The organism is Streptosporangium sp. CA-135522 (assembly GCF_050949235.1).
Classification (GTDB): domain Bacteria; phylum Actinomycetota; class Actinomycetes; order Streptosporangiales; family Streptosporangiaceae; genus Streptosporangium.
In genome coordinates, this window is the sequence record NZ_CP192026.1 from 7,199,643 (window position 1) to 7,223,325 (window position 23,683).

The 23,683-nt window shown below is 70.7% G+C and carries 22 protein-coding genes; 9 read left to right on the forward strand and 13 right to left on the reverse strand.

Translation table 11 applies throughout. From position 1 onward, the window contains the following. Nucleotides 1-106: 106 nt before the first annotated feature. From ACQPYK_RS34170 to ACQPYK_RS34180, 3 genes are read right to left on the reverse strand one after another with little or no spacing between them, the layout of a single operon-like run. Nucleotides 107-2,551, reverse strand: coding sequence for an MMPL family transporter (locus ACQPYK_RS34170; protein ID WP_433240272.1), 2,445 nt, complete (start codon nucleotides 2,549-2,551; stop codon nucleotides 107-109). After that, the gene (locus ACQPYK_RS34175; protein WP_433240275.1) at nucleotides 2,551-2,820 is read right to left on the reverse strand and encodes an acyl carrier protein; all 270 of its coding nucleotides are present in this window, start codon (nucleotides 2,818-2,820) and stop codon (nucleotides 2,551-2,553) included. Before ACQPYK_RS34175 ends, ACQPYK_RS34170 begins: the two co-directional genes overlap by 1 nt. A 2-nt stretch (nucleotides 2,821-2,822) precedes the next feature. After that, complete coding sequence (locus tag ACQPYK_RS34180; RefSeq protein WP_433240278.1) at nucleotides 2,823-4,661, reverse strand: fatty acyl-AMP ligase; 1,839 nt, start codon at nucleotides 4,659-4,661, stop codon at nucleotides 2,823-2,825. Nucleotides 4,662-4,889: 228 nt separating this feature from the next. Here ACQPYK_RS34180 and ACQPYK_RS34185 point away from each other — a divergent pair, with 228 nt between their 5' ends. Beyond that, nucleotides 4,890-5,816, forward strand: coding sequence for a cation diffusion facilitator family transporter (locus tag ACQPYK_RS34185; RefSeq protein ID WP_433240281.1), 927 nt, complete (start codon nucleotides 4,890-4,892; stop codon nucleotides 5,814-5,816). Here the strand turns inward: ACQPYK_RS34185 and ACQPYK_RS34190 are convergent. Then, nucleotides 5,806-6,366: a TetR family transcriptional regulator gene (locus tag ACQPYK_RS34190; protein ID WP_433240284.1), complete on the reverse strand. Its 561-nt coding sequence runs from the start codon at nucleotides 6,364-6,366 to the stop codon at nucleotides 5,806-5,808. The two genes, ACQPYK_RS34185 and ACQPYK_RS34190, sit on opposite strands and share 11 nt — an antisense overlap. Before the next feature lie 81 nt (nucleotides 6,367-6,447). On the opposite strand from ACQPYK_RS34190, the gene ACQPYK_RS34195 reads away from it, so the two are divergent. Next, the gene (locus tag ACQPYK_RS34195; protein ID WP_433240287.1) at nucleotides 6,448-8,034 is read left to right on the forward strand and encodes an MDR family MFS transporter; all 1,587 of its coding nucleotides are present in this window, start codon (nucleotides 6,448-6,450) and stop codon (nucleotides 8,032-8,034) included. A gap of 111 nt (nucleotides 8,035-8,145) precedes the next feature. Here the strand turns inward: ACQPYK_RS34195 and ACQPYK_RS34200 are convergent, their stop codons facing one another. Both ACQPYK_RS34200 and ACQPYK_RS34205 read right to left on the reverse strand, forming a co-directional pair. Beyond that, nucleotides 8,146-8,682 carry a carboxymuconolactone decarboxylase family protein gene (locus ACQPYK_RS34200; RefSeq protein WP_433240290.1) on the reverse strand — a complete coding sequence of 179 codons (537 nt, stop codon included), beginning with the start codon at nucleotides 8,680-8,682 and terminating at the stop codon, nucleotides 8,146-8,148. Continuing rightward, on the reverse strand, nucleotides 8,679-9,230 hold the full coding sequence (locus tag ACQPYK_RS34205; protein ID WP_433240293.1) for a peroxiredoxin: 552 nt from the start codon (nucleotides 9,228-9,230) through the stop codon (nucleotides 8,679-8,681). The genes ACQPYK_RS34200 and ACQPYK_RS34205 overlap by 4 nt, the downstream gene beginning before the upstream one ends. A gap of 96 nt (nucleotides 9,231-9,326) precedes the next feature. Between ACQPYK_RS34205 and ACQPYK_RS34210 the strand changes: the two genes are divergently transcribed. After that, nucleotides 9,327-10,271 (forward strand): LysR substrate-binding domain-containing protein, encoded by a 945-nt coding sequence (locus ACQPYK_RS34210; protein ID WP_433240296.1) that lies wholly within the window; start codon nucleotides 9,327-9,329, stop codon nucleotides 10,269-10,271. A gap of 10 nt (nucleotides 10,272-10,281) precedes the next feature. Here the strand turns inward: ACQPYK_RS34210 and ACQPYK_RS34215 are convergent, their stop codons facing one another. From ACQPYK_RS34215 to ACQPYK_RS34230, 4 genes are all read right to left on the reverse strand, one after another. Next, nucleotides 10,282-10,653: a type II toxin-antitoxin system death-on-curing family toxin gene (locus ACQPYK_RS34215; protein WP_433240299.1), complete on the reverse strand. Its 372-nt coding sequence runs from the start codon at nucleotides 10,651-10,653 to the stop codon at nucleotides 10,282-10,284. After that, nucleotides 10,650-10,835: a CopG family transcriptional regulator gene (locus ACQPYK_RS34220; protein ID WP_433240302.1), complete on the reverse strand. Its 186-nt coding sequence runs from the start codon at nucleotides 10,833-10,835 to the stop codon at nucleotides 10,650-10,652. Before ACQPYK_RS34220 ends, ACQPYK_RS34215 begins: the two co-directional genes overlap by 4 nt. Before the next feature lie 163 nt (nucleotides 10,836-10,998). Continuing rightward, nucleotides 10,999-11,502, reverse strand: coding sequence for an RICIN domain-containing protein (locus ACQPYK_RS34225; protein ID WP_433240305.1), 504 nt, complete (start codon nucleotides 11,500-11,502; stop codon nucleotides 10,999-11,001). 329 nt (nucleotides 11,503-11,831) lie between these two features. Next, a complete protein-coding gene (locus tag ACQPYK_RS34230; RefSeq protein WP_433240308.1) occupies nucleotides 11,832-13,016 on the reverse strand; it encodes a pyridoxal phosphate-dependent aminotransferase in 1,185 nt (394 codons plus the stop codon). A 56-nt stretch (nucleotides 13,017-13,072) separates the two neighbouring features. Here ACQPYK_RS34230 and ACQPYK_RS34235 point away from each other — a divergent pair, with 56 nt between their 5' ends. The 5 genes from ACQPYK_RS34235 to ACQPYK_RS34255 are packed head-to-tail and all read left to right on the forward strand — an operon-like array spanning nucleotide 13,073 to nucleotide 17,529. Then, a complete protein-coding gene (locus ACQPYK_RS34235) occupies nucleotides 13,073-14,893 on the forward strand; it encodes an alpha/beta fold hydrolase (RefSeq protein WP_433240311.1) in 1,821 nt (606 codons plus the stop codon). Continuing rightward, nucleotides 14,890-15,840, forward strand: a complete 951-nt coding sequence (locus tag ACQPYK_RS34240; RefSeq protein ID WP_433240314.1) for a DUF418 domain-containing protein — start codon at nucleotides 14,890-14,892, stop codon at nucleotides 15,838-15,840. The genes ACQPYK_RS34235 and ACQPYK_RS34240 overlap by 4 nt, the downstream gene beginning before the upstream one ends. Further along, nucleotides 15,837-16,643, forward strand: coding sequence for a carbon-nitrogen hydrolase family protein (locus ACQPYK_RS34245; RefSeq protein ID WP_433240317.1), 807 nt, complete (start codon nucleotides 15,837-15,839; stop codon nucleotides 16,641-16,643). Before ACQPYK_RS34240 ends, ACQPYK_RS34245 begins: the two co-directional genes overlap by 4 nt. Continuing rightward, nucleotides 16,640-17,101, forward strand: coding sequence for a hypothetical protein (locus ACQPYK_RS34250; RefSeq protein WP_433240320.1), 462 nt, complete (start codon nucleotides 16,640-16,642; stop codon nucleotides 17,099-17,101). Before ACQPYK_RS34245 ends, ACQPYK_RS34250 begins: the two co-directional genes overlap by 4 nt. Next, nucleotides 17,098-17,529, forward strand: a complete 432-nt coding sequence (locus ACQPYK_RS34255) for a hypothetical protein (protein WP_433240323.1) — start codon at nucleotides 17,098-17,100, stop codon at nucleotides 17,527-17,529. The genes ACQPYK_RS34250 and ACQPYK_RS34255 overlap by 4 nt, the downstream gene beginning before the upstream one ends. A 145-nt stretch (nucleotides 17,530-17,674) precedes the next feature. Here ACQPYK_RS34255 and ACQPYK_RS34260 read toward each other — a convergent pair whose 3' ends face one another. Next, the gene (locus tag ACQPYK_RS34260) at nucleotides 17,675-19,171 is read right to left on the reverse strand and encodes a carboxyl transferase domain-containing protein (RefSeq protein ID WP_433258997.1); all 1,497 of its coding nucleotides are present in this window, start codon (nucleotides 19,169-19,171) and stop codon (nucleotides 17,675-17,677) included. 40 nt (nucleotides 19,172-19,211) lie between these two features. Beyond that, nucleotides 19,212-20,369, reverse strand: coding sequence for a CaiB/BaiF CoA transferase family protein (locus ACQPYK_RS34265; RefSeq protein ID WP_433240326.1), 1,158 nt, complete (start codon nucleotides 20,367-20,369; stop codon nucleotides 19,212-19,214). A gap of 360 nt (nucleotides 20,370-20,729) precedes the next feature. On the opposite strand from ACQPYK_RS34265, the gene ACQPYK_RS34270 reads away from it, so the two are divergent. Further along, nucleotides 20,730-21,302 (forward strand): uridine kinase family protein, encoded by a 573-nt coding sequence (locus ACQPYK_RS34270; protein WP_433240329.1) that lies wholly within the window; start codon nucleotides 20,730-20,732, stop codon nucleotides 21,300-21,302. A gap of 56 nt (nucleotides 21,303-21,358) precedes the next feature. Here ACQPYK_RS34270 and ACQPYK_RS34275 read toward each other — a convergent pair whose 3' ends face one another. Next, nucleotides 21,359-23,428 (reverse strand): hypothetical protein, encoded by a 2,070-nt coding sequence (locus ACQPYK_RS34275; RefSeq protein ID WP_433240332.1) that lies wholly within the window; start codon nucleotides 23,426-23,428, stop codon nucleotides 21,359-21,361. Nucleotides 23,429-23,683: the final 255 nt, after the last annotated feature.

Sequence of the window (23,683 nt, forward strand, 5' to 3'; positions counted from 1 at the left end):
TCAGCACCTCAGAGGGCCAGAAACGCATTGTGTGCGACGATCTGCCCCACATTTGTTACCTGGCAGTAAATCACAGGTGTGATCTATATCGCAATAATTCAAATTGTCATTTACCGCTAAAGTCTCCCTTCACTTTTTCGCCTTTCATCAAGACGATCCGGCTGGATCTGAGCATGACGCGGGGCCGTACCAGCCCGCGGGGCCGGAGCAGCACCTGCGGGCGCACCCTCAGGCCCCGCCGCCGGGCCGGGCGCCCCGCACGGTGCCACCACGACAGCCCCCTGGCCAGCCTGCTCGGCCACCAGATGGCGTCACCGACGTCCAGGGTCAGCGCGGTCACGAGCACCGAACGGACGATCATCGTGTCCAGCAGCACGCCCACGGCCACCGCGAAGGCGATCTGCACGGTCTGTGACAGCGGCAGCACCACCAGCACCGCGAAGGTGCCCGCGAGCACGACCCCGGCCGAGGTGATCACTCCGCCGGTCGCGCCGAGCCCGAGGACCGCGCTGTGCGTCGTGCTGTGCCGGTGCGCCTCCTCCCGCACCCGGTGCATCAGGAAGATGTTGTAGTCCACCCCGAGCGCAACCAGGAACACGAAGACCAGCAGGACGAACCCCTGGTCGACCCCGGCGAAGCCGAACAGGTGGGCGAAGGCCAGGGAGCTGATCCCCAACGTCGCCAGGAAGGACACCACGACGGTGGCCAGCAGCAGCAGCGGCGCGACGAGCGAGCGCAGCAGCAGGGCCAGCACCACGAAGACCACCAGCAGCACCAGCGGGATGATCAGCGCGCGGTCCCGCCGCGCGCCCTGCTCCAGGTCGGCGACGAGCGCCGCGTTGCCCCCCACGTTGACGTCCGGGGCGGCCACCGCCCGCAACCGGTCGCGCAGGGCCAGGACCTCCTGCTGCTCCGACTCCCGCCCGTCACCGGCGCGCACGCTCACGTTGAGCAGGATGTCGCCGTTCCCGGCCGCGCCCAGCGAGATCGCGGTGACCTCGGGCCGCTGGGCCGTGTCCACGATCACATCCCTGACGTACTGCTCGGTGGTGACCACCTGGACCGGGTCGGCTCCGCCCGCCGGGAAGTGCCTGGCGGCGACCTCCTGCCCGACGACCGAGTCCGGCCTGCCGAGGAAGAGGTCGGCGTTGCTCAGCCCGCCCGCCTGGTAGGAGGCCAGCCCGCAGGCGCACACGCCCAACCCGATGACGGTGACGACCCACACCAGCCGCGGGTTCCTCGCGATCCTTCTTCCCAGGGCGGCCCAGACGCCGGCGTCGGCGACGGGTCCGCCGGACGTCTCGGCCGGTCGCGCCGGCCGCCACCGGCCCGCGCCGCCGTCCCACTCGCCCCCCGGGACGGGGTCCGGTCGCCGCGGGGGCCGGCAGTGCGGGACGAGCGGCCAGAACACCCATCGCCCGAAGATGACCATTACGGCCGGCAGCAGCGTCATCATGGCGAGCATCACGCTGGTCACGCCGATCGCCGAGACCGGGCCGAGTCCCTTGGTGGAGTTGAGGTCGGCCACCAGCAGGCAGAGCAGTCCGGCCACCACGGTCGCCGCGCTCGCTGCCACCGCCGGCCCGGCCCGGCGCAGCGCGACCGCCATCGCCTCGTGCCGGTCGGCGTGCCTGCCCAGTTCCTCCCGGTAGCGGGCGATGATCAGCAGCGCGTAGTCGGTGCCCGCGCCGATCACCAGGACCATGAGCAGCGAGACCGCCACGCTGCTGACCGTGATCATCTCCGCCGCGGCGAGCAGGTAGTTCGCCCCCATGGCGACGACCAGCCCCACCAGCACGATGCCCACGGGAAACAGCCAGAGGATCACGCTGCGGTAGGTGATCAGCAGCACCACCACCGCCACGCCCATCGCGGCCAGCAGCAGGTTGGTGTCCACGGTCGAGAACACGGCCAGCGCGTCGGCCTGGAATCCCACCATGCCCGTGATGTGCGCGGCCAGCCCGGCGGGACGGCCCGTGTCGACGACCTGGCGCACCCGGTCGACGACCTGGGCCGTCTCCCTGCCGCCCCGGTCCCGGACGATGACCACGACCTGGACCGCCTGGCCGTCCTTGGACCGCTGCGCGGCGATCAGTTTGATCGTCCTGGTCAGCTTGGGCATCTGGAGCTTCCGCTCGACCGCCTGCAGCTTCGCGGGCAGCCTCCCCCGCGCGTCCCGGTACGGTTCGAGCTCCCGGTCGAACTCCTCCCGGCCGAAGGTCCTGCCCCCGGTCGGCGTGGGCAGCTCCGCGACCACCCCGGCGATCCCGGCGAAGGCCTTCATGTCCCGGGCGATCTCGGCCTGATCCGCCCCGGTGACGCCGTCGCGCCGCTCGTAGACGATCGTCGCCGGAGAGAGGTTCTCCCCCTGCATGCCGAGGATGCGCTTGACCGCCCGCGCGGAGTCGGCGTTCTCCGGAAGATAGGCGGCGATGTCGTCCTTCTGCACCGACTCCAGCCGCCCGGCGAAGGACCCGGCGATCCCGATGACCCCCAGCCAGATGACCAGCACCACCCATTTGGTGCGCCGGCCGCACAGCAGAGCGGTCATCAGCCCGCGCTCAGCCGTCCCCGGAGGTGGTCCGCCATGGCCGCGACCGTCGGATGCTCCCAGACGAGGGTCGGCTCGATCTCCAGCCCGTACTCCGCCTCGATGTCACCGCACAGGCTGAGCGAGTAGACCGAGTCCATGCCGTACTGGGCGACCGGCACCAGCGGGTCGATCTCCTCAGGCGAGCGTGTCAGGTACGAGGCCACCTGGGCCCGTAGCCAGTCCCGGATGGTGTCCAGGTCGGTGGCGATCCCGGCATCGGCGGACATGTTCACGCTCCCTCTGTCACTGCTGCTCGTGTTGTCACCGCTGCTTCCGGCGTGGCGGTTTCCGTTACGGCGTGCGCGGCGGTTTCCGTTACGGCGTGCGCGGCGGGTCCGGCGGCTTCCGGTCCCGGTACCGCGAGGGCGGCGAGGGCCGCCGTCAGCTCCGCGTGGACGACGGGCAGCGACCCGCCCAGCAGCAGATCCCGGGTGCGGGAGCGCTGGATCTTGCCGCTGGTCGTCTTGCCCACCCCGCCGCGTTCGACCAGCACGACGCTCATCGACGGCAGCCCGAACGCGCGGCCGAGCGCGGCCTGGATCGCGCGGGCGACCTCGCCCGCGCCGGCGCCGGCGAGCCGCTGCTCGCGGACCTCCTGGACGAGCACCACGTGCTCCCCTCCCGCCTCGACCCCGAAGGCCGCCGCGGCGCCCAGCGACGGGTGCACCTGCCTGGCCGCCTCCTCCAGGTCCTGCGGGTAGAGGTTGCGCCCGTTGACGATGACCACGTCCTTGATCCGTCCCGTGACATAGAGCTCGCCGTCCAGCAGGAAGCCGAGGTCTCCGGTCCGCAGGAACGGCCCGTCACCGTCGGCGGCGTACCCGTCGAAGGCGTCACGGCTGGCCTCCGCACGCTGCCAGTAACCCCGCGCGACACTGCCTCCGCGCACCCAGATCTCGGCGACCCTCCCGTCCGGCCGGACCTCCCGGGTGTCGGGGTCGACGACGCGCACGGTCATGCTGATGGGCCGCCCGCAGCCGACCAGTTCCACGCCGTCTTCCGCGGGAACCGCCCGATGCCGCTCCAGCGCGCCGGGGTCGAACCGGCGGACCAGCGGCCCGTGCCCCAGCGGGGTGGCGGTGATCACCAGGGTGGCCTCCGCCATGCCGTACGCCGGAGCCCACGCCTTCTCCTCGAAGCCGGCCGCCCCGAATCGGGCGGCCATGGCGCGCAGCGTGCCGGGGCGGACCGGTTCGGCCCCGTTGAGCGCGAACCGCAGGCTGGACAGATCGAGGCCGGCCGCCTGCCCGTCGGTGACCCGGGTCGCGCACCACTCGTAGGCGAAATTCGGCGCCACGGTGTATCCGGCCCGATAGCGGCCGATCATCTCCATCCAGAGCGCGGGACGCATGACGAACGCGATCGGTGAGGCGAAGTACAGGTCGCCGCCCGCGTAGATCGGCTGCAGCAACATGCCGATCAGCCCCATGTCGTGGTAGTGCGGCAGCCAGCCGACTCCCACGCCCTCCTCCGGAGAGCCGATCGCCCGCCAGATCTCCTCCTCGTTGTGGAGCAGGTTGGCGTGGGTGAGCATGACGCCGCGCGGCTCGCTGGTGGAGCCGGAGGTGTACTGCATGTAGGCGAGCGTGTCCGGCCCGATCTCCGGCATCGTCCAGGCATCGGGACCGGGCGGGCACAGGGTGTCCGTGGCCACGCATTCGACCGCCCCGTCCAGGCCGACGTCGCGCAGCCATCGGGTGAGCATGCCCTGGTTGGCCGAGTCGGTGAGCACCATCCGCACGTCGGCGTCCTTGATGATCCCCTCGGCGCGTTCCAGCGCGCGGGGATCGGTCTGCGGCAGGGGCGAGGGCACCGCGATCACGCGGGAGTACAGGCAGCCGAGGAAGGTCCCCAGGAACTCCAGACCGGCGGGGTAGAGCAGTAACGCCGTCTGGTCCGTCATCCGCCGCCCGGTGAGCCACGCCCCCATGGACCTGGCCCGCGCGTCCAGCTCGGCGAAGGTCATGCGCGTCTCGCCGAACTCGCCCCTGCGGTCCTCCACGAAGGTGTACGACCGTTCGTGCCCGTACCGGTCGGCCTGCGCGCGCACTCGCTGCACAAAGGACATCTGGTCATCTCCCGTGACGGCAGGACCACCCAACATAGGAGGAAAGATCAGCGGGTCCCAGGCCTGCGTCGCACAAGCTACCGACGGGTTTTATGCGGAAAGTTAGTATTTTGCCGCCAGCGCATTTCCCCTTCAACGCCACCAGAACAGAGTGCGATGTTGCCCTGTTAGGCTTACCTTGCTTAACATCTGAGCAACTGTTCAAGTGTTGATGGGACGGATCTTGCGATGGGTCACGGACACGGCCACGGCCACGGCGCCGACTCCGACCGCCGATACCTGGCGGCGGCGCTCGTCCTGCTGGTCGCCTTCATGGCGGCCGAGGTCGTCATCGGCGTCGTCGCCAACTCCATCGCGCTGATCTCCGACGCCGGGCACATGCTCACCGACGCCGCCTCCATCGCGCTCGCCCTGATCGCGATGAACATGGCGGCCCGCCCCGCCCGCGGGGCCTACACCTTCGGCTGGAAGCGTGCCGAGATCCTGTCCGCCGCGATCAACGGGCTGACATTCGTGCTGCTCGTCGCCTACTTCGTCTACGAGGGCGTGCGGCGGCTCATCGAGCCGCCGGAGGTCAAGGGGGTCCTGGTCCTCGGCACGGCGCTGGCCGGGATCGCGATCAACGCGGTCGCCGCCTGGCTCATCGCCAGGGCCGACCGCAGCAGCCTCAACGTGGAGGGCGCCTTCCAGCACATCCTCAACGACATGTACGCCTTCGTCGCCACCGCGATCGCGGGCGCGGTGGTCTGGTTCACCGGCTGGGGCCGGGCCGACGCGATCGCCGCACTGGTCGTCGCGGCGCTGATGGCCAGGTCCGCCTACGGCCTGCTGCGCGACGCCGGGCGCATCCTGTTCGAGGCCGCCCCCCCGGGCGTGCACCCGGCCGAGGTCAGCGCCGCGATCACCGACCACGCCGACGTCACCGGCGTGGAGGACCTGCACGTGTGGACCGTGACCAGCGGCTTCCCCGCCCTGTCCGCACATGTGATCGTCAAGACCGGCGGTGACTGCCACCGGATCCGCCGGGAGCTCGCCGAGCTTCTGCACGAGCGCTTCCACATCGACCACACCACCCTGCAGGTCGATCACGTTCCGGGTACGGCCTGCCGGATCGCCAAGGCAGCCGAAAGACCCTCGACCCGCATCACGCCCTGAGGCAGGCCTCGAAGACCCTCGTGAGCCGCCCGATCATCGCCTCCTGGTCGGGCGAGTCGACCGCGTCGGGGCCGTAGAGCTGACTCAGCGTGCCGGCGCCGGTGATGAGCGCGGTGGCGACGGTCGCCCGGAAGATCGCGTCCGGGCCGGGCAGTCGCGCGGCCAGCGGCTCCAAAATCGCCGAGTCGACCCGGTCACGGATGATCCCGTGGATCTCCGAGCAGGACGACGACCGGATGAGCGCCGCCATGACCGAGCTTCCCTGATCCGAGCGGAGCCGCTCGGCGACGTATTCCGCCAGGCGCCGGGGAAGCTCCTCCTCGGAGACCTCCAGTACGCCGGGAAAGCGCCCCTGCATCGCGAGCACCTCGGCGAACAGCTCCCGCTTGGCACCGAAATAGCGGTTGATCAGCGCGACGTTGGCGCCCGCCTCCGCGGCGATCAGGCGCATCGTCACCTCGTCGTAGCCGAGTTCGGTGAACAGCCGGCGGGCGGCTTCGAGAATGCGCTGCCGGGTGCCTTCCCGATCGCGCTGCCGTACCTCGTCCACCTGTCCGATCCTTCCAGATTTGACCAGTAAACAAGCGTCTACTAACTTCATATGTATCGTACATGCATTGGGGGATGGTTCATGCTGACCGAACAACAGGTCCAGGCCGAGGCCGCACCACGCCTGACGCACAAGCAGGTGCTGGAAGTCTTGGCCGGCCTGATGCTCGCCATGCTGACGTCGATGATCTCGACGTCCGTGGTGGGAACCGCGCTGCCGACGATCGTGGGCACGCTCGGCGGTCAGGACCAACTCGCCTGGGTCGCCAGCGCGACCCTGCTGACCATGACGGCCTCCACACCGCTGTGGGGCAAGCTGTCGGACCTCTACGGCCGCAAGCTCATGTTCCAGGCCTCCCTGGTCCTGTTCCTGGTCTCCTCCGTCGCCGCGGGCTTCTCCCAGGACATGGGTCAGCTCATCGCGGCCAGGGCCGTACAGGGCATCGGCGCCGGCGGTCTCGCCGCGCTGCCGCAGATCATCCTGGGCGACGTGGTCGAGCCCCGCGAGCGTGGCCGCTATTCCGGCTACATCGGCGCGGTCTTCGGCGTCTCCACCGTGGCCGGACCGCTGCTCGGCGGCTTCATCGTGGACAACATGTCCTGGCGCTGGACGTTCTGGATCTGTGTGCCGCTGGCCGTGGTCGCGTTCGTCGTCATCCAGAAGGTGCTCAAGCTCCCGCTCATCCGCCGCGACACCAAGGTCGACTGGTGGGGCGCCACCTTCATCACCGGCGGCACGACCGCGCTGATGCTGCTGCTGTCCCTCGGCGGCAAGGAGTTCGACTGGAACTCCTCGTGGACCTACGGGCTGGGCGCGCTGAGCCTGGTGCTGTTCGGCCTCGCCGTCGTCGCCGAGCGCCGCGCCGCCGACCCGATCCTGCCGCCACGCCTGTTCGGCAACCGCACCGTCGTGCTCAGCAGTGTCGCGTCCTTGCTGGTCGGCGCCGCGATGTTCGGCGCGCTGATGTTCCTGCCGCAGTACCTGCAGATCGTCAAGGGCATGAGCCCGACCGGCTCCGGCCTGATGACCCTGCCCATGGTGCTCGGCCTGCTGGTCTCCTCGATCCTGGTCGGCCGGATCGTCACCAGGACCGGCCGCTGGAAGATCTTCCCCGTCGTGGGCATGCTGCTGGTCGCGGTCGGGCTGTTCCTGCTGTCCCGCCTGCACGTGGACAGCTCGCTGGTGATCGTCGGCCTCGACATCGCGGTGCTGGGCATCGGCCTCGGCGCCTCCATGCAGATCCTGATCCTGGCCGCGCAGAACGCCGTGACCCGCGCCGACCTGGCCTCCACCACCTCGAACGTGACCTTCTTCCGCTCCCTCGGCGGCGCGGTCGGCGTGGCGGCCTTCGGCGCCATCCTGTCCAACCGGCTCAGCGCGGAGCTGATCTCCCTGGCCAGGGCCGCCCACCTGCCCCTGACCGGCGGCACGACCCCGAGCCTCGGCTCCCCCGCCGCCATCCGGCACCTGCCCGCCCCGGTGCTGGAGGTGATCCTGGAGGCCTTCACCCGGGCCATCCACATGGTCTTCCTGGTGGGCGTGCCCATCGCCGTCCTGGCCTCGGTGGCCGTCCTGCTGCAGAAGGAGGTCCCGCTCCGCTCGGCCCGGAGCGCCCCGGCCGCTCCCGCCGACCCGACCGCTCCCCCGGTCTCCGCCGACGCCGGCTGACACCGTCCTCCTCCCGCCTCATCTCGCCCGGGACCGGCCCGTCTCTCCGCCGGTCCCGGGCGTCCGCCTGCCGGGCGCCCGGGCGCCGGGGCCTCGTGCACCCCCGAAGGATCAGACCGCGGCCAGGGCGTCCTCGGACTCCAGGACGGCGGCGGTGGCGTTGACGACCGCCGCGATCCGCAGAGCCTCCTGGATCTGCTCGCGAGGCATGCCCGACTGGCGCAGCACCTGCTCGTGGGACTCCAGGCAACGGCCACAGCCGTTGATCGCCGACACCGCGAGGCACCAGAGCTCGAAATCCGTCTTGTCGACGCCCGGATTGCCGATGATCGTCATCCGCAGCCTGGCCGGCATGGTGGCGTACGTCTCGTCGCCGATCAGGTGAACCGACCGATAGTAGACGTTGTTCATCGCCATGACGGCGTTGGCGCCCTTGGCGGCCTGGAAGGCCTCGGCCGACAGGTTGCCGACGGCCTCGGCGGAGATCTCGGCGATCACCCGGGCCGACCTGGTGGCCAGCGCGCAGGCCAGGACCGCGCCCCACAGCTGCTGGTCGGTCAGCGACGACGTCGTCACGGCCGAGCCCAGGTTGAGCTTGATGTCCTTGGCGTAAGCCGGGAGGGCGTTCTTCAGCGCGTCGACGCTCATCCGGCCATCAGCTTCTGAGCGTCGAGGCCCGCCTCGCCCCTGTTCCAGTTACACGGGCAGAGCTCGTCCGACTGGAGCGCGTCGAGGACCCGCAGGACCTCCTTGACGTTGCGGCCGACCGAGCCCGCGGTCACCATGACGAACTGGATCTCGTTGTTGGGGTCGACGATGAAGGTGGCGCGCTGGGCGACACCGTCGGCACCGAGGATGCCCAGGTCGGCGCAGAGCTCGCGCTTGATGTCCGACAGCATCGGGAAGGGCAGGTCACGCAGGTCCGGGTGGTCCTTGCGCCAGGCGTGGTGGACGTACTCGGAGTCGACGGAGAAACCCAGGACCTGAGCGTCGCGGTCGGCGAACTCACCCTCCAGGCGGCCGAACTCGGCGATCTCGGTCGGGCAGACGAAGGTGAAGTCCTTCGGCCACGCGAAGTAAACCTTCCACTTGCCCTCGTAGGACTTGTGGTCGATCTGGGCGAACGCGTCGTCCGCGTCCAGGGAGACGCAGGCGGTCAGCTCGAACTCAGGGAAGTGGTCACCGATGGTGAGCAAGTCCGGATCTCCTTTGTGAAGGACGTCGTTGTCGGGGCCCACCTTGCCGCATCTAGCATTGATCCGAGAAATCGAGCAGTCAGACCAATCTGAGAGGTGTTTCCTATCAGTCAGCCCGCTCCCACCCTCTCCCAGCTGCGAGCATTCCTCGCGGTCGCCGATCACCTGCACTTCAGGGAGGCGGCCACCTCGCTGCGGATGAGCCAGCCCGCTTTGTCGAGCGCGGTGTCGGCGCTGGAGGAGACTTTGCACACTCAGTTACTGGAGCGCACCACCAGGAAGGTCCTGCTGACCCCGGCGGGCCACCGGGTGGCGGTGCACGCCGAGCGGGTGCTCAGAGCGGTCGACGACCTGATGGGCGAGGTGGCCCACAACCGGGAGCCCTTTCATGGCCCGGTGCACCTGGGAGTGATCCCCACCGTGGCCCCCTACGTGCTGCCCGCGCTGCTGCCGATGTTCGCGAAGAGGTTTCCCCGGCTCAAGCTGACCGTGCACGAGGCGAAGACCGAGACCATCCTCGAGGAAGTGCGCGAGGGCCGCCTGGACCTGGTGCTGCTGGCGCTGCCCACGGACACCGCCGGACTGGTCGAGGAGCCCCTCTACGACGAGGACTTCCTTCTCGCCTTCCCCGCCGACCATCCCCTGGCGGACGCGGACGGGCCGCTGGAGCGGGACGTGCTCAAGGGGCTGGAGATCGTGCTGCTCAACCAGGGCCACTGCCTGCGCGAGCAGGCCATCGACGTCTGCCGCGAGGTCGGCGCCCGCGCCACCGCCGCGACCTACGCCACCAGCCTCCCCACCTTGGTCCAGCTCGTCGCCGGCGGCCTGGGCGTGACCCTGCTGCCGGAGTCGGCCGTCCCGGTGGAGACGGGCAAGCGCGTACGGCTGGCGCTGCGCCGTTTCCAGCACCCGGCCCCCGGCCGCACCATCGGCCTGGCCTACCGTGCGAGCTCCGCCCGAGCTCCCGAATACGTCCAGCTGGCCAAGGCCGTCCGCGGCGCGATCCGCGCCAGACGCCTCCCGGTCCGGGTCATCTCATGATCCATACGGTTCACGACCACGAGTCGAGCGCCGCCGCGATCACTTTGAGATCGTCGATCTCTCCAGCCGCCACCCCCACGACCAGGTCGTAGACCTCATCGTCTTCAGCGTCCACCTCGACGCCGTTGAAACGGAGAAATGTATCCGTCGCCAGCCAGGCCAGCCGTTTGTTGCCGTCGACAAGGGCATGATTGATGGCGAGGGACTGCAGGAGCGCCGCGGCTTTGGTGAACAGGTCGGCGTAGGCCTCCTGCCCGAACATGGACGCCCTGGGCCGATGCACCGCCGAGTCGAGCAGCCCGAGGTCGCGAATCACGAGCTTGTCACCGATGACGAGCTCCGCCAGGTCGAGAACCTGCTCCAGCGTCAGATATCTCGTCATTGCCCCAACCGATCAAGGACTGTTCGCCAGCGCTCGACGGACTTCGCCCCCAGACGGCGGACTTCCTCGTCCTCACTGCGCCGGGCGAGGTATTCGTCCACGGCCGAGAGCACGACCTGTTGCATACTGCGGCCCTCTTCATCGGCGCGCTTACGCAGGGCCTCGGTCTGTTCGTCGCTCAAGCGGAGAGTCATAGCCATGTCTCCATCGTAGGACAGAGGTGGTATCACCGCGATACCACAACGGAGAGAATACACTCCACCACCCTGCGTTGTCCTCCGCTTTACCCGGCGAGGCCGGACCGGGCGGCCCCCGAACCCCTCGGGGACCGCCTCGGGTGAACGGTCAGATCGTCCATTTCTGGTTGGACCAGCCGTTGCAGTCCCACAACTGCACCTTCGTACCGTTCGGCCCGATGGTGTTGAGATCGGCGTCAAGACAGCGGCCGTTGTACATGCTGTAGATCGTGTGGCTGACCGCGTCGTAGATCCATTTCTGGTTGGACCAGCCGTTGCAGTCCCACAACTGCACCTTCGTACCGTTCGATCCGATGGTGTTGAGATCGGCGTCAAGGCAGCGGCCGTTCCTCCCGCTGCGAATGGTGTGGCTGGCCACGTCATAGGTCCACCTCTGGTTGGACCAGCCGTTGCAGTCCCACAACTGCACCTTCGTACCGTTCGGCCCGATGGTGTTGAGATCGGCGTCAAGGCAGCGCCAGTTGTAGTGGCTGTGGATGGGCCCCCAGGCGGCCGCCGTGGCCGAGGCGTCCGCCGGGCCGGAGACGAACGCCGTGCAACCGAGGGCGATCGCCACCATCGGCGCCAGGATTCCGAGCTTCCGTCGCATCATTCTCGCTCTCCTTCATGTGAGGCAGGCAACGGAGAGCGGTGCGCGTCATCGGGGGGAGCCCACCCCACCACGGCAACCCGGGTCACGCGGCTCACGAACGCACCTTATGATCACTCTCCGTAGCTGAAATTACACGCATGGAGATCGATTTCGGGTATGACACGACGGGTGGTGATTCGCCGAACACCGGCCGATCACCGACCGATCACCGTCAGCGCCCGTGGGAGCGACGACCCGTCGGCGAGCGGCCGAAGATCGTGACGACGGTGTGCGGGGCGGCCCGGGTCGTGCTCGCCTGGACGTCCGGGCCGTGAGCGGGACGCGCCCGGTCAGGCGGGGGTGCCGGTCGCCTCACCTAGCCGGATCAGGCGGCTCACCGCCTCGTCGATGACCTCGTCCTTCTTGCAGAAGGCGAAGCGGACGAAGTGGCTGCCCCGTTCGGGGTGGGCGTAGAAGACCTGGGTGGGGATGGCGACCACGCCCGCCAGGGAGGGCAGCTCGCGGCTGAAGGCGAGGCCGTCGGCGAAGCCCAGCGGGCGAATGTCGGTCTGGACGAAGTAGGTGCCGGCGGGGCGGTAGACGTCGAACCCCGCCGCCGCCAGCCCCGCCGTCAGGCGGTCGCGTTTGGCCTGCAGATCGGCCTGGAGGCGGGCGACCCAGTCGAGCTCGTGGCTCAGGCCGTAGGCGACGGCGAGCTGCCAGGGCGCGGCGGCGGTGAAGGTGAGGAACTGCTTGACCGTCTGGACGGCGCGGATGAGCCGGGACGGAGCGCAGACCCACCCGGTCTTCCAGCCGGTGACCGAGAAGGTCTTGCCCGCCGAGGAGATCATCACGGTGCGGTCGCGCATGCCGGGCAGGGTGGCCAGGGGAATGTGCTCCACACCGTCGAAAGTCAGGTGCTCGTAGACCTCGTCGGTGATGGCGATCAGATCGCGCTCCTGGCACAGCAGCGCGATCTCCTCCAGCTCGGTCCGGGTGAAGACCGTGCCGGTCGGGTTGTGCGGGGAGTTGACCAGGATCGCCCGGGTGCGCGGGCCGACGGCGGCGCGCAGCTCCGCGGGATCGAAGGCGAAGCGCCCCCCGGCCGGGCGCAGGGTGACCGGGCGCAGCACGGCTCCGGCCAGGGCGATGGAGGCGGCGTAGGAGTCGTAGTACGGCTCGAAAGCGATCACCTCGTCACCCGGTTCGCACAGCGCCAGAATGGTGGCCGCGATCGCCTCGGTGGCCCCGACGGTGACGAGGACCTCGCCGTCGGGGTCGTAGTCGAGGCCGTAGCGGGCCTTGCGATGTCCGGAGACGGCCTGGCGCAGCTCGGGGACGCCGGGGCCGGGCGGGTACTGGTTGAAGCCGTCGCGGATCGCCGACGCCGCGCGCTCCAGCATCGCGGCGGGCCCGTCGGTGTCGGGGAAGCCCTGTCCCAGGTTGATCGATCCGGTCCGTAGGGCGAGCGCCGACATCTCAGCGAAGATCGTCGTGCCGAACTCGCGCATCCGCGCCACCAGAGGATCGTTCACGCGGTTCAGCGTAACGGGTGCCGCACCTGGGCACGGCTCGCGGTTAGCCTGTGAGGGTGATCACCCCCCGGATCATCCTCGCCGTCGCCACGGCCCTGGTGGCGCTCGCCCTGCCCGCATCGGCCCTCGCGGAGGGCGCACCCGCGCTGGAATATCACCCCTGTCCCGTGACGGTGCCGGAGGGCACCCGGTGCGGCTACCTGGTGGTCCCCGAACGGCGTGACGCGCCGGACGGCCCGGTGACCCGGGTGGGCTTCGCCGTGCACCGGTCGTCGGCCGCGGACCGCGAGCCGGACCCCGTCGTCTACACCAGCGGAGGTCCGGGATCGGCGTCGATCCAGCTCACCGGTTACCTGACCCAGATGTTCCGGGAGCGCGACGTGGTCGTGCTGGAGCAGCGCGGCGGCAGGTGGTCGAAACCCCGGCTGGACTGCCCGGAGACGGTACGCGCGATGCTGGACACGCTCGAAAGCCCCGGCCAGGCCGCGGAGGAGACGGGCGTGATCGCCGCCGGCGCCACGGCCTGCCGAGCCCGGCTCGGCGTTGACCTGCGGGGATACCGGACCGGGGAGATCGCCGCCGACGTGGTGGACCTGCGACGGGCGCTGGGCTACCCCCGGTGGAACCTGTTCGGGGTGAGTTACTCGACCCGGTCGATGCTCGCGGCGGCCGCCGCCGACCCCGGAGGCACCCGCTCGGTGGTGCTGGACTCCTTCCTTCCCGCCCAGGTGAACTGGTACGACGACGCCACCCGTGACCTGACCGACTCGGTGGCGAAACTGGCGGGCCAGGGCTGGCCGGACCTGCCTGCGCGCTTCACCGCCATGGTCGCCGCGCTGAACGAGAGGCCGGCCGAGGTCACGACCCGCGACCCGCTGACGGACGCGCCGCTCACCGTCCGGCTCAACGGTGACGACGTGGCGACGGTCATCGGTGAGGCGATGCACTCGGTGGAGGTGATCCCGATCGTGCCCGCCCTCGTCGACGGGCTGGCGGCGGGTCACCACGAGTTGCTGCAGCCCCTGGCCGACGCGGCGGGCCCGGGGCTGGCCAGTCACGAGTTCGGCCTCTATCACGCGGTTCAGTGCCAGGACGAGGTGCCCTACAACGCCTTCGCGCAGGCACGGCCCCGGCTGTTCACCGCGGTCCACGACCGGGCGGTGTGCGAGGCCTGGAAGCTGCCCCGCTCCCCCGCCTCGGCGGCCGTCACCCGGGCGCCCGTCCTGGTGGTCGGCGGCCAGTACGACCCGACGACGCCGAGCCGTACGGCCAGGCCCGCCGCCGAGGCACTGCCGAAGGGCCGGTTCGTCGAGTTCGCCGGCGTCGGGCACGCGGTCTTCCTGTCGAGCCGGTGCGGCCGGGAGACCATCGCCGCCTTCCTCTCCGACCCGGCCGCCGCTCCGCCCTGCGATCCCGCGGAGGCCGCCTACCGGGTCGTGCGGCCGGGAGAGCTCCACCTCACCGCCGCCCCCTACCGTGCGCAGCTGACGTGGTGGCCGCTGCTGCCGTTCGCGCTGCTCGCGATCACGGCGCTGGTCCAGCTCGTCGCGGGCCTGCTGCGGCCGCGACGCCGCCTGCCCGTGCTGGTCGCGGGACTGTGCGGGCTGGCCTTCACGGGGTTGACGGCCGACGCGCTGTACGGCGTGGTCGCGGAGAACGAGACCGTGCTGGGAGTGGGGGTCCCCTCGATCCTGCTGTGGTACGGCCTGCTGCCCTGGGCCTGCCTGGCCGCCACCGTCACGGCGGTTGCCCGGCACCGGCGCACGGGAGCCGGCGAGCCCGCGGGAAAGAGCACCCGCGCCTGGCCGATAACGACCCTTTTGGCGGGGGTCGTCTATGCGGGGTTCCTTGTGTGGTGGTACGTCTATTTCCTGTGACCCGAAGGCTTCATGAGCTGGACGCGCTCCGCGGCTTCGCGGTGTGCGGGATCATGGTCGTCAACACCTGGCAGCACACCCGTGAGCGTCTGGGGTCCCCGGAAGGGAACACGGTCGACTGGTTGATCGACAACCTCCTGCAGAACAGGTTCTACCCGATCTTCTCGTTCCTGTTCGGGCTGAGCTTCGTGCTGTTCCTCCGATCCGCGGCCGAGCGGACGGCTCACCCCCGGACGGTGCTGCTGCGCAGGCTGGCGGTGCTGGCGTGTTTCGGTGTGCTCCACCAGGTCGTGAACCCGGGCGAGGTGCTCCTGCCGTACGCGATCTTCGGGACGCTGGTCCTGCTGCCCGTCGTCTCCTTTCTCCCGCCTCCGGCGGCGCTGGGGCTCGGGGTGGCCGTCACGGCCTGGGCGGTGCACGAAGGGGGCGGGGTGAAACTCATTCCGGGACTGTTCCTGCTCGGCGTCGCGATGATGGATCACCGGCCGCCCGAACGGTTGCTGGCCCCCGCCTTCGCGGTCGGCGCCATGCTGGCGGTGGCGCTCGGCTACCTGTGGATCCGCACCCTCGCCGACCCCGGCCTCTTCTACCGGGGCACCTATCCGGCGGCCGGGCTGGCCGCCGCGACGGCCTACTGCACCGGGCTGATGCTGCTGCTGCGAAGCCGGTGGCGCGGGCCGCTGCTGGCGACGCTTACCCCGCTCGGCCGGATGGCGCTGACCAATTACCTGGTCAGCACCGCGGTCATCCTGTCGGCGTTGCCGCTGCTCACCGCGGACCCGACCCGGGTGACCGTGCTGCTGCTGGCCGCCGGCGTGCTGGCCCTGCAGATCGTGGCCAGCCGGATGTGGCTGGCCAGGTTCAGGTACGGCCCGCTGGAATGGGTGTGGCGCCGCCTCACGTGGATGGAACCGGTGCCCAACCGCCGGATAGGGTCGAGTGCGTGACACGTATCGCCCTGTGCCAGATCCCGGTCGCCGAAGATCCCGCCGCCAACCTGCGCCGCGCCCGCGAGGCGCTGGAGCGGGCCGCCACCGACGGCGCCGACCTGGCGATCTTCCCCGAGGCCACGCTCACCCGGTACGGCCGGCGGATCACCGAGCTGGCCGAGCCGCTGGACGGCCCCTTCGTCACCGAACTGGCCGAGGCGGCCAAGGCGCACGGCCTGGCCGTGATCGCGGGGGTGTTCGAGACGGGCGAGGGCCGGGTCCGCAACACCGCGGTGGCCATCGGCCCGGAAGGCGAGATCAAGGCCGCCTACCGGAAGATCCACCTGTTCGATTCCTTCGGGGCCCGCGAATCCGAGCTCGTCGAACCCGGCGACGTCCCCGTCGTGGTGGAGCTGGCCGGGCTCCGGATCGGCCTGGTCACCTGCTACGACGTCCGCTTCCCCGAGCTGGCCCGGGTGCTGGTGGATCAGGGGGCCGACCTGTTCGCGGTGATCGCCGCGTGGGGGTCGGGGCCGATGAAGGAGGAGCACTGGACGACCCTGGTCCGGGCGCGTGCGATCGAGAACACCACCTGGGTGGCCGCCGTGGGCCAGGCGCCGAATCCGGAGGCCCGCGACGGCTTCGGGATCGGCCGGAGCATGCTGGTCGACCCGATGGGCGTGGTCCGCTGCGACCTGGGCCCCGCGCCCGCCGTCCAGACGTGCGAGCTGGACCCGCAGATCACGATTGCCACCCGGAATGCCCTACCAAGCCTGGAACACCGGCGGCTCCAGCTCGGCGATCGTAAAATGCGACCGTGAGTGAGCCACCTGGGCGTAGAACGCAGATGCAGAAGGTCATCCCGCCCCGGCTGCTCGTGCCCTATCTGGCCGGCAGGCGGACCGTGATCTCGGGATATGTCTACCGGGTGCAGGACTGCGCCCGCCTGACCACCCCCGCCCAGCTCTTCGTCGGCCTCGATCTGGGGTTCGACGGCTCGGAGCTGACCGTCACGGTCCCGGAGATCTATCTCATGCGCTGGTTCGCCCGCGACATGGACAGCTACGTCGTGCCGTACGGCCCGCACATGGGCGGCGACTGGAACGATTCACCGCCGTTCGCCGGAAACGGCTTCACGACCTCGCGCGAGCACGTCGTGCCGCAGTTCCACACCATGCCGATGCCGATCCCCGCGGGCGCGGAGATCATCCATGTGACCGCCGACGAGGAGCGTCTCTTCGGCCTCTACGACGGACTCAGCTGGAGGCCGGCCTCATGAGCCCCGAGATCGAGCCGGTGGCGTCGGGTTTCGTCGCCCACTACGGCGACCGGACCTACGCGGCCGCCCTCGGCCCGGGCGCCGACGAGGTCGTGCTGTTCAACGAGGAGGCGGAGGAGGGGTTCGAGGCCGCCTCCGGCTACTGGCGCACGGTGGTCTCCCGTGCGGACCTCGACTGGCTGGTGCTGGTCCGCACGGTCGGCGCGTTCGGCGGCGAGCCGTGCCTCGTCCTCGACGTCTCCCAGGAGAACGGCGAGGAGAGCCTGCACATCGCCTACACCGGGCACAGCGGGATGAAGGCCGAGGCACTGGGCTACTGGATGGTCGACCACGGCGCCTACGAGGTCGTCGTGCCCCGCGACGAGGTCTTCTCCATCCGGATCGAGCGCCTGCCGGTCTCCCTCAGCCCGTCGGAGTCCGAACCGTAGAGCCGCCGACGGGCGGCGCCTGTCAACCGGCGGGCCGTGCGGATGTCTCGACAGGGTGATCGACCTTTCCACAGCAGCGCCCCCTCGGTTCTCCACAGCAGCGCCCCCTCAGTTCGCCGGGAAACACCGGGAGCCCCGCTCCGGGTCACCCCACGCCGAGCCGCCGGTAGCGGGCCAGGCGGGCGGTGAGGCGGTCGGTGGGGGCCTGCCTCAGCAGGCCGGCGATCTCGTATTCGAGGGTGCCGGCCACCCGGCGGCAGAAGGCCTCCGGCTCGTAGGCGGCGTCGGGGTGCTCCGGAATGATCCGGTCCACCACGCCGTCGCGCCGCAGGTCGGTCGATTTCACGCCCTGCGCGGCGGCGATCTCCGAGGCGAAGTCCACACTCCGGTACAGCAGCGCCGAGGCCCCCTCCGGGGGCAGCGGGGACAACCAGGCGTGTTGGGCGCACAGCACCCGGTCGGCCGGGAGCAGCGCCAGCGCGGCGCCGCCCGCTCCCTCACCGAGCAGCAGGCAGACGGTCGGCGCGTCGAGCACCACCAGGTCGGCCAGGGATCGGGCGATCTCCGCGGCCAGGCCGCCCTCCTCTGCCGCCTTGGACAGCGCGGCCCCGGAGGTGTCGATCACGGTGACCAGCGGCAGGCCCAGCTCGGAGGCCAGGCGCATGCCTCGCCGCGCGACCCGGAGCCCCGCCGGGCCGAGCGGGGCCACGACCCGCTGACGGCTGCGGTCCTGGCCGAGCACGACGGCGGGAGCCGTGCCGAAGCGGGCCAGAGCCAGCAGCATGCCGGGATCGTTCTCGCCCTCACCGGTGCCGCTGAGGGGGGTGACGTCGGAGGCGCCGAGTTTGAGCAGCGCCCGCACGCCGGGGCGGTCGTCCCTGCGAGAGCGGCTGATCGCGTCCCAGGCCTCGATCGGCCGGATGTGCTCGTCCGGCTCCGGCCCGCTCCGCAGCTCCTGGCGCGCGGCGCACAACACGGCCAGCGCCCGGATCGCGACACGCCGCGCGTCTTCGGCGGAGACGACCCCGTCGACCAGGCCGTGCGCGAAGAGGTTCTCCGCGACCTGCACGCCCTCCGGGAAGGGGTAACCGTGCAGCGACTCGAACACCCTGGGCCCGAGGAACCCGATCAGCGCGCCCGGTTCGGCGGCGGTGACGTGTCCCAGCGAGCCCCAGGAGGCGAAGACCCCACCGGTGGTGGGGTGGCGGAGGTAGACGACGTACGGCAGGCCGGCGGCGCGGTGCGCGATCACCGCGGCGGTGATCTTCACCATCTGGGTGAAGGCCAGCGCGCCCTCCTGCATCCGGGTGCCTCCGGAGGCCGGGGCGGCCAGCAGCGGAAGCCGCTCGGCCGTGGCCCGCTCGATCGCGGCGGTGAGCCGCTCGGCGGCGGCCACTCCGATCGAACCGGCCAGGAAGGAGAACTCGCAGGCGACGACCGCGACCCGGCGGCCGTCGAGCAGGCCCTCGCCGGAGATCACCGACTCGTCGTATCCGGTCCTGGCGCGAGCCTTGGCCAGCTCCTCGGCGTAGCCCGACCCCGGCGCGGCCGGGTCCACGGGCGGCTCGTCCCACGACCGCCACGTCCCCGGGTCGAGAACGGTGTCGATCAGGGTGCGGGCGTCGGGCCGGGCGGGGCTCACCGCCCGGCTCCGCGCCGCAGGGTCCGTGTGGGGCAGGCTGTCATCCTTCACGTTCCTCCAGCCACGCGAGGATCTCGTCGTTGTGCTGGCCCAGGGCGGGCGGAGCCTCGTGGCGGACGGCGGGTTCGCCGTCGAAACGCAGTGGCGGGCCGGGCAGTTCGATGGTGCCGAGCACGGGGTGGTCCACCTCGACGAGCAGGCCCTGGGAACGGGTCTGCTCCCAGGCGTAGACCTCGTCGATGGACCGGATCGCCCCGGCGGGCACGCCGGCCTCGCCGAGCGCGGCCAGCCAGTGGGCCCGGTCGTGCTTGACCAGCGCCTGTTCCATGTCGGCGATCAGCTCATCCCGATGCGCGAATCTTTCCCTGTTTATCGCATATTTAGGGATGTCTGGATCGATGTTCAGCAGGACGGCCACCTTCCGCCACTGCGTGTCGTTGGCCACGGCGATCTGGATCATGCCGTCGGCGCAGTGGAACGCACCATAGGGGGCGATGGAGGCGTGGTGGTTGCCGTTGGCCCTGGGCACCTGACCGCCGACCGTCCAGGCGGTGCCGTGATAGGAGTGCACGCCGGTCACGGCCGCCAGCAGCGAGGTGCGCACGACCTTGCCCCGGCCGGTCCGCTCCCGCTCGTAGAGGGCGGCGAGCACGCCGTAGGCGCCATGGATGCCGCCGAGCAGGTCGGCGATCGAGGCGCCGACCCGGTAGGGCTCGTCGGCGGACGGCCCGGTGAGGCTCATCAACCCGGCCTCACCCTGGGCGATCTGGTCGTAACCCGGCCGGCCGCCTTCGGGGCCGTCGTGGCCGAAGCCGGTGATCGACAGAATGACCAGTCGCGGGTTGAGCTCGTGCAGCCGCTCGACGGGGAACCCCAGCCGGTCGAGGACGCCGGTGCGGAAGTTCTCGATCAGCACGTCGCTCTGCCGGACCAGACGCTCGATCAGGGCCTTGCCCTCGACGGACTTCAGGTCCACGGTGATCGACCGCTTGTTGCGGTTGGCGGCGAGGAAGTAGGTGGAGATGTCGCCGTCGGGGCCGACGAACGGGGGTCCCCAGCCCCGGGACTCGTCGCCTCCTTCGGGGTGTTCCACCTTGATCACTCGGGCGCCCAGGTCGCCGAGCATCTGCGCGGCGTGCGGTCCCGCCAGCGCGCGCGAGAGGTCGAGAACGACGATGTCGCCGAGGGCTCCGTGCAAGATCAACCTCCTGTGGTGGTCGCCGAGCCTAGTCGAACCGGAGGGAGAAAAGCATTCCCTCCGATGTCGGCCAGCCTGTCAGGCGGTCTGGGCCCTTCCGCATCCAGGTCCGGCACATGAAGATCCTCCCAGGCGGAGGCCTTCCATCTCCAGCCCATCCGGCCGGCGACCGGGCCGCGACCCCGCCGGATCCCCGCCGTGGCCCGGCCTGGTCCCCACCGGGTTCCGTCGGGTCTCCACCGAATTCCCGCCGGGTTCCGTCGGGTCTCCACCGGATTCCCGCCGGGTTCCGTCGGGTCTCCACCCGGGCGGAACGCGCCCGGACGTCACCCACCCTCCGGATACTGTCACCATGGACGGGTGTCCGCCGTCGTCTCCTTCGAAGATCTCGCCGAGGTGATCCGGGAACTGCCGCCGTCGTGCGGGCCGGTCCGTCTCGTCGTGGTGGACGGGCCGGGCGGGTCGGGCAAGACGACCTTCGCCGACCGGCTGGCACGGGTGCTGGACGCACAGGTGATCCACAGTGACGACTTCCCCGTGCCGTGGGACGAGCCGCCCGTGGCATGGTTCACCCAGGTGGAGGAGCAGGTGCTCGTCCCGCTGGCGGCGGGGAGGGCAGGACGCTACCGGCGCTACGACTGGGCCCGCGGCGCGTTCACCGACTGGGTGGACGTACCGGTCGCGCCGGTGCTGCTCCTGGAGGGAGTGAGCACGGCCCGCCGCACGACCCCGGCCGCCCTCGCCGTCTGGGTGGAGGCGCCCGACGAGCTCCGGCTGGCGCGCGCCCTGGCCAGGGACGGCGCCTCCTACGCGCCACAGTGGCGGGAGTGGATGCGGGCCGAGCAGGAGTGGTTCGCCTCCGACGGCACCCGCTCGCGCGCCGACCTCCTGCTCGACGGCGCCGCGGTCCCGGGGGAGTTCGTCAGGCTCTGATGGCCACGAACGGGTCCGGACGGCCCAGGCGGGAGCCGGCGAGCGGGGCGGGGTCGCTACCGTGCCACCGGGTCCGCCGCGCAGGGGGCGTCGCCGCAGACGTCGACGACCAGGCCGTCCCGGAGGAAGTGGGCCTTCTGCACGCGGGCCTCGGGGTCGTGGCGAGGGTCCTCGTGGGGGTCGTGACCGTACTGGGGGCCGGTCGCGGGGGTGTTGGTCACCGGGGGCGCGGGAGCCCCGCTGTCCCAGACCACCAGGGCCGATCCGGCGTACGGCCTGCGGGGCACGGATCTGATCCCCCAATATGGCGCCAGGTCGGGGCTGCGTCCGGTTTCGAGGGTGGGCTGGTGGATCCGCGCCCCGAGCGTGCGGGCCTCCACCTCGGCGGTCACCGTGGAGACCTGGTGGTCGCCGAAGGCCACGTGCAGCAGCAGGCGGTGGCGGGGTGAGCCGGGCAGCGGGTCGTTCGTCAGATGCTGGGCGTAGCCGGCGGTCTCGGCGCGGTCCCACAGCATCTGGATCAGGGCGAAGCAGATCTGCTGGGTCAGCCGGTCGGGATAGGACCTGTCCAGGATCTGTTGGAACGGTTGGAAGTCCACGCTGCGGTTGAGCAGCGTGCTGTAGTTCATCCCCGGTACGCCGAGCACGGCGTTGCGCACGTCGGGCGAGACCGCGACCAGCGCGCCGCCCGCGATGGCGCCCTGGCTGTTGCCGTCGTAGGCGAGATCGGCGTGCCGGTCGACGAGCGGCCTGCCCCGCTCGTCCTGGAAGGCCGCGGCGCCCGCGAACCCGTCCCGGGTGATCATCGTCCGGCCGAGGAAGAGGAAGTTCAGCAGGCTCTGCTGGAGCCGGTCGGTGACCGTGCCGAACCGAGAGAAGTCTCCGAACACGCTCGCCACATGCTGGACGTCCTCGTCGGACATGCCGATCCACTTGGTGGCGCAGAACATGAAGCCGTGCTCGCCCGCCATCGCCCGCACGTTGCGGGCGCGCACCTCGGTCGCCCTGCCGAGCAGGCCGTGGCCGTACAGGGCGGGGTGCGCGGGCCGGGTGAAGGCCGAGCGCGGGATCTCGCACTGGTACTGCGCCTTCACGGTGTCCCCGAGCGGGCGCGGCAGCCCGTCGGGGCCCCGGTTGAGGTTCGAGCCCGGCGGGCCGCCGGGCTTGTCGAGGTAGTTCGGGACCAGGATCTCGCCGGTGACCTCACGCGCGATGCCGGGGTCCTGCTCGGGAGTGAGGTCGGTGACGGAGGCGACGGTGAACTTCGGTGACCGGCCCTTGAGCGCGCGCAGCGCCTGGTCGCGCATCGCCAGCACGGGACCGGCGATGCCCTGCTCGCTGGCCACGGTGAAGTCCCAGGCCAGCTGGAGTCCCCTGGCGTCCACCCCGGTCCGGGCGAGGTCCTCCAGCGTCCGGTGGAGCGCGCGCTGCCGGCCGGCCAGCGGATCGCCGGAGGGGAGCTCGTCGCCGAGGATCCTGGCGAAGGTCTCCGGGACCGGCAGATCCTCGCCCGCGGCGTCCTTCAGCCCGCGCAGGGCGACGGCGTAGTGGTGGCCCTCACGGAAGTTCTTCGCCGGCCTGATGATCAGGGCCTGCCGGGTGAGATCCGTGACCCCCGCGTCGAGCTCCGCCCAGTACGGCCAGCGCTCCCCGGTTCCGGTGTCGACGATCACGATGGGGGCGTCGCGGCGCAGGGACCAGCCGACGTCGGTGACGGGTGCGGCACCGGACTTGACCAGGTCGAGGCCGGGCATGTGAGCCAGCAGCATGGAGCCCGGGGAGAAGCCGTCGGAGGCGTTCCATCGGGTCGGATCGATCGGGGCGCCCGCCGCGTTGCGGGGCATGGCTCCGGCGGAGATGTTCAGCCGCAGTCCGGTGCGGGTGCGCGCCGCCGTGGTGAACCAGTCGTTGGGGAACGGCAGCAGGCATTCGGCGCCCGCGATCGGATCGCACCCGTCCGCGGGCGGCGCAACCGGCTCCGCGGTGCCGGTGGCCGGACCGGTGACAGGACCGGTGGCCGGGCCGGTGACAGGTACGACGACCGGACCGGGATCGGCTCCCGCGGGTGCGGCCGCCATCGATGTCACGGCCAGCACGAAAGCCGCCGTCACCCTGCGCAGGCGCATGCGCCTCCCTCCTCCGACCCGATTTGGATCTAGCCGCAGGAGACCCCAGGACGGCGCACCCGTCAATGGAGGAGTGGGAACATGTCGTAAAACGTCATGTTTTTCAGATGACCGTTATCGCGGGGCCGCGGCCGGCCCCGCGACGGCCGGCGGGCTGGGCCCGCGATAACGGAACCGGCCCGCCCCGGGATACCCGGAACGGGCCGGGCCCCGAAGGTCCGGAACGGGCCGGGCCCGGAAGGCTCGGAACCGGCC

What these genes read in the sequence shown, in the direction of transcription:
- ACQPYK_RS34170 (WP_433240272.1), bottom strand. Translation starts at nt 2,551, where the DNA reads ATGACCGCTCTGCTGTGCGGCCGGCGCACCAAATGGGTGGTGCTGGTC.
- ACQPYK_RS34225 (WP_433240305.1), bottom strand. Translation starts at nt 11,502, where the DNA reads ATGATGCGACGGAAGCTCGGAATCCTGGCGCCGATGGTGGCGATCGCC.
- ACQPYK_RS34200 (WP_433240290.1), bottom strand. Translation starts at nt 8,682, where the DNA reads ATGAGCGTCGACGCGCTGAAGAACGCCCTCCCGGCTTACGCCAAGGAC.
- ACQPYK_RS34185 (WP_433240281.1), top strand. Translation starts at nt 4,890, where the DNA reads ATGGGTCACGGACACGGCCACGGCCACGGCGCCGACTCCGACCGCCGA.
- ACQPYK_RS34175 (WP_433240275.1), bottom strand. Translation starts at nt 2,820, where the DNA reads ATGTCCGCCGATGCCGGGATCGCCACCGACCTGGACACCATCCGGGAC.
- ACQPYK_RS34255 (WP_433240323.1), top strand. Translation starts at nt 17,098, where the DNA reads ATGAGCCCCGAGATCGAGCCGGTGGCGTCGGGTTTCGTCGCCCACTAC.
- ACQPYK_RS34275 (WP_433240332.1), bottom strand. Translation starts at nt 23,428, where the DNA reads ATGCGCCTGCGCAGGGTGACGGCGGCTTTCGTGCTGGCCGTGACATCG.
- ACQPYK_RS34180 (WP_433240278.1), bottom strand. Translation starts at nt 4,661, where the DNA reads ATGTCCTTTGTGCAGCGAGTGCGCGCGCAGGCCGACCGGTACGGGCAC.
- ACQPYK_RS34215 (WP_433240299.1), bottom strand. Translation starts at nt 10,653, where the DNA reads ATGACGAGATATCTGACGCTGGAGCAGGTTCTCGACCTGGCGGAGCTC.
- ACQPYK_RS34195 (WP_433240287.1), top strand. Translation starts at nt 6,448, where the DNA reads ATGCTGACCGAACAACAGGTCCAGGCCGAGGCCGCACCACGCCTGACG.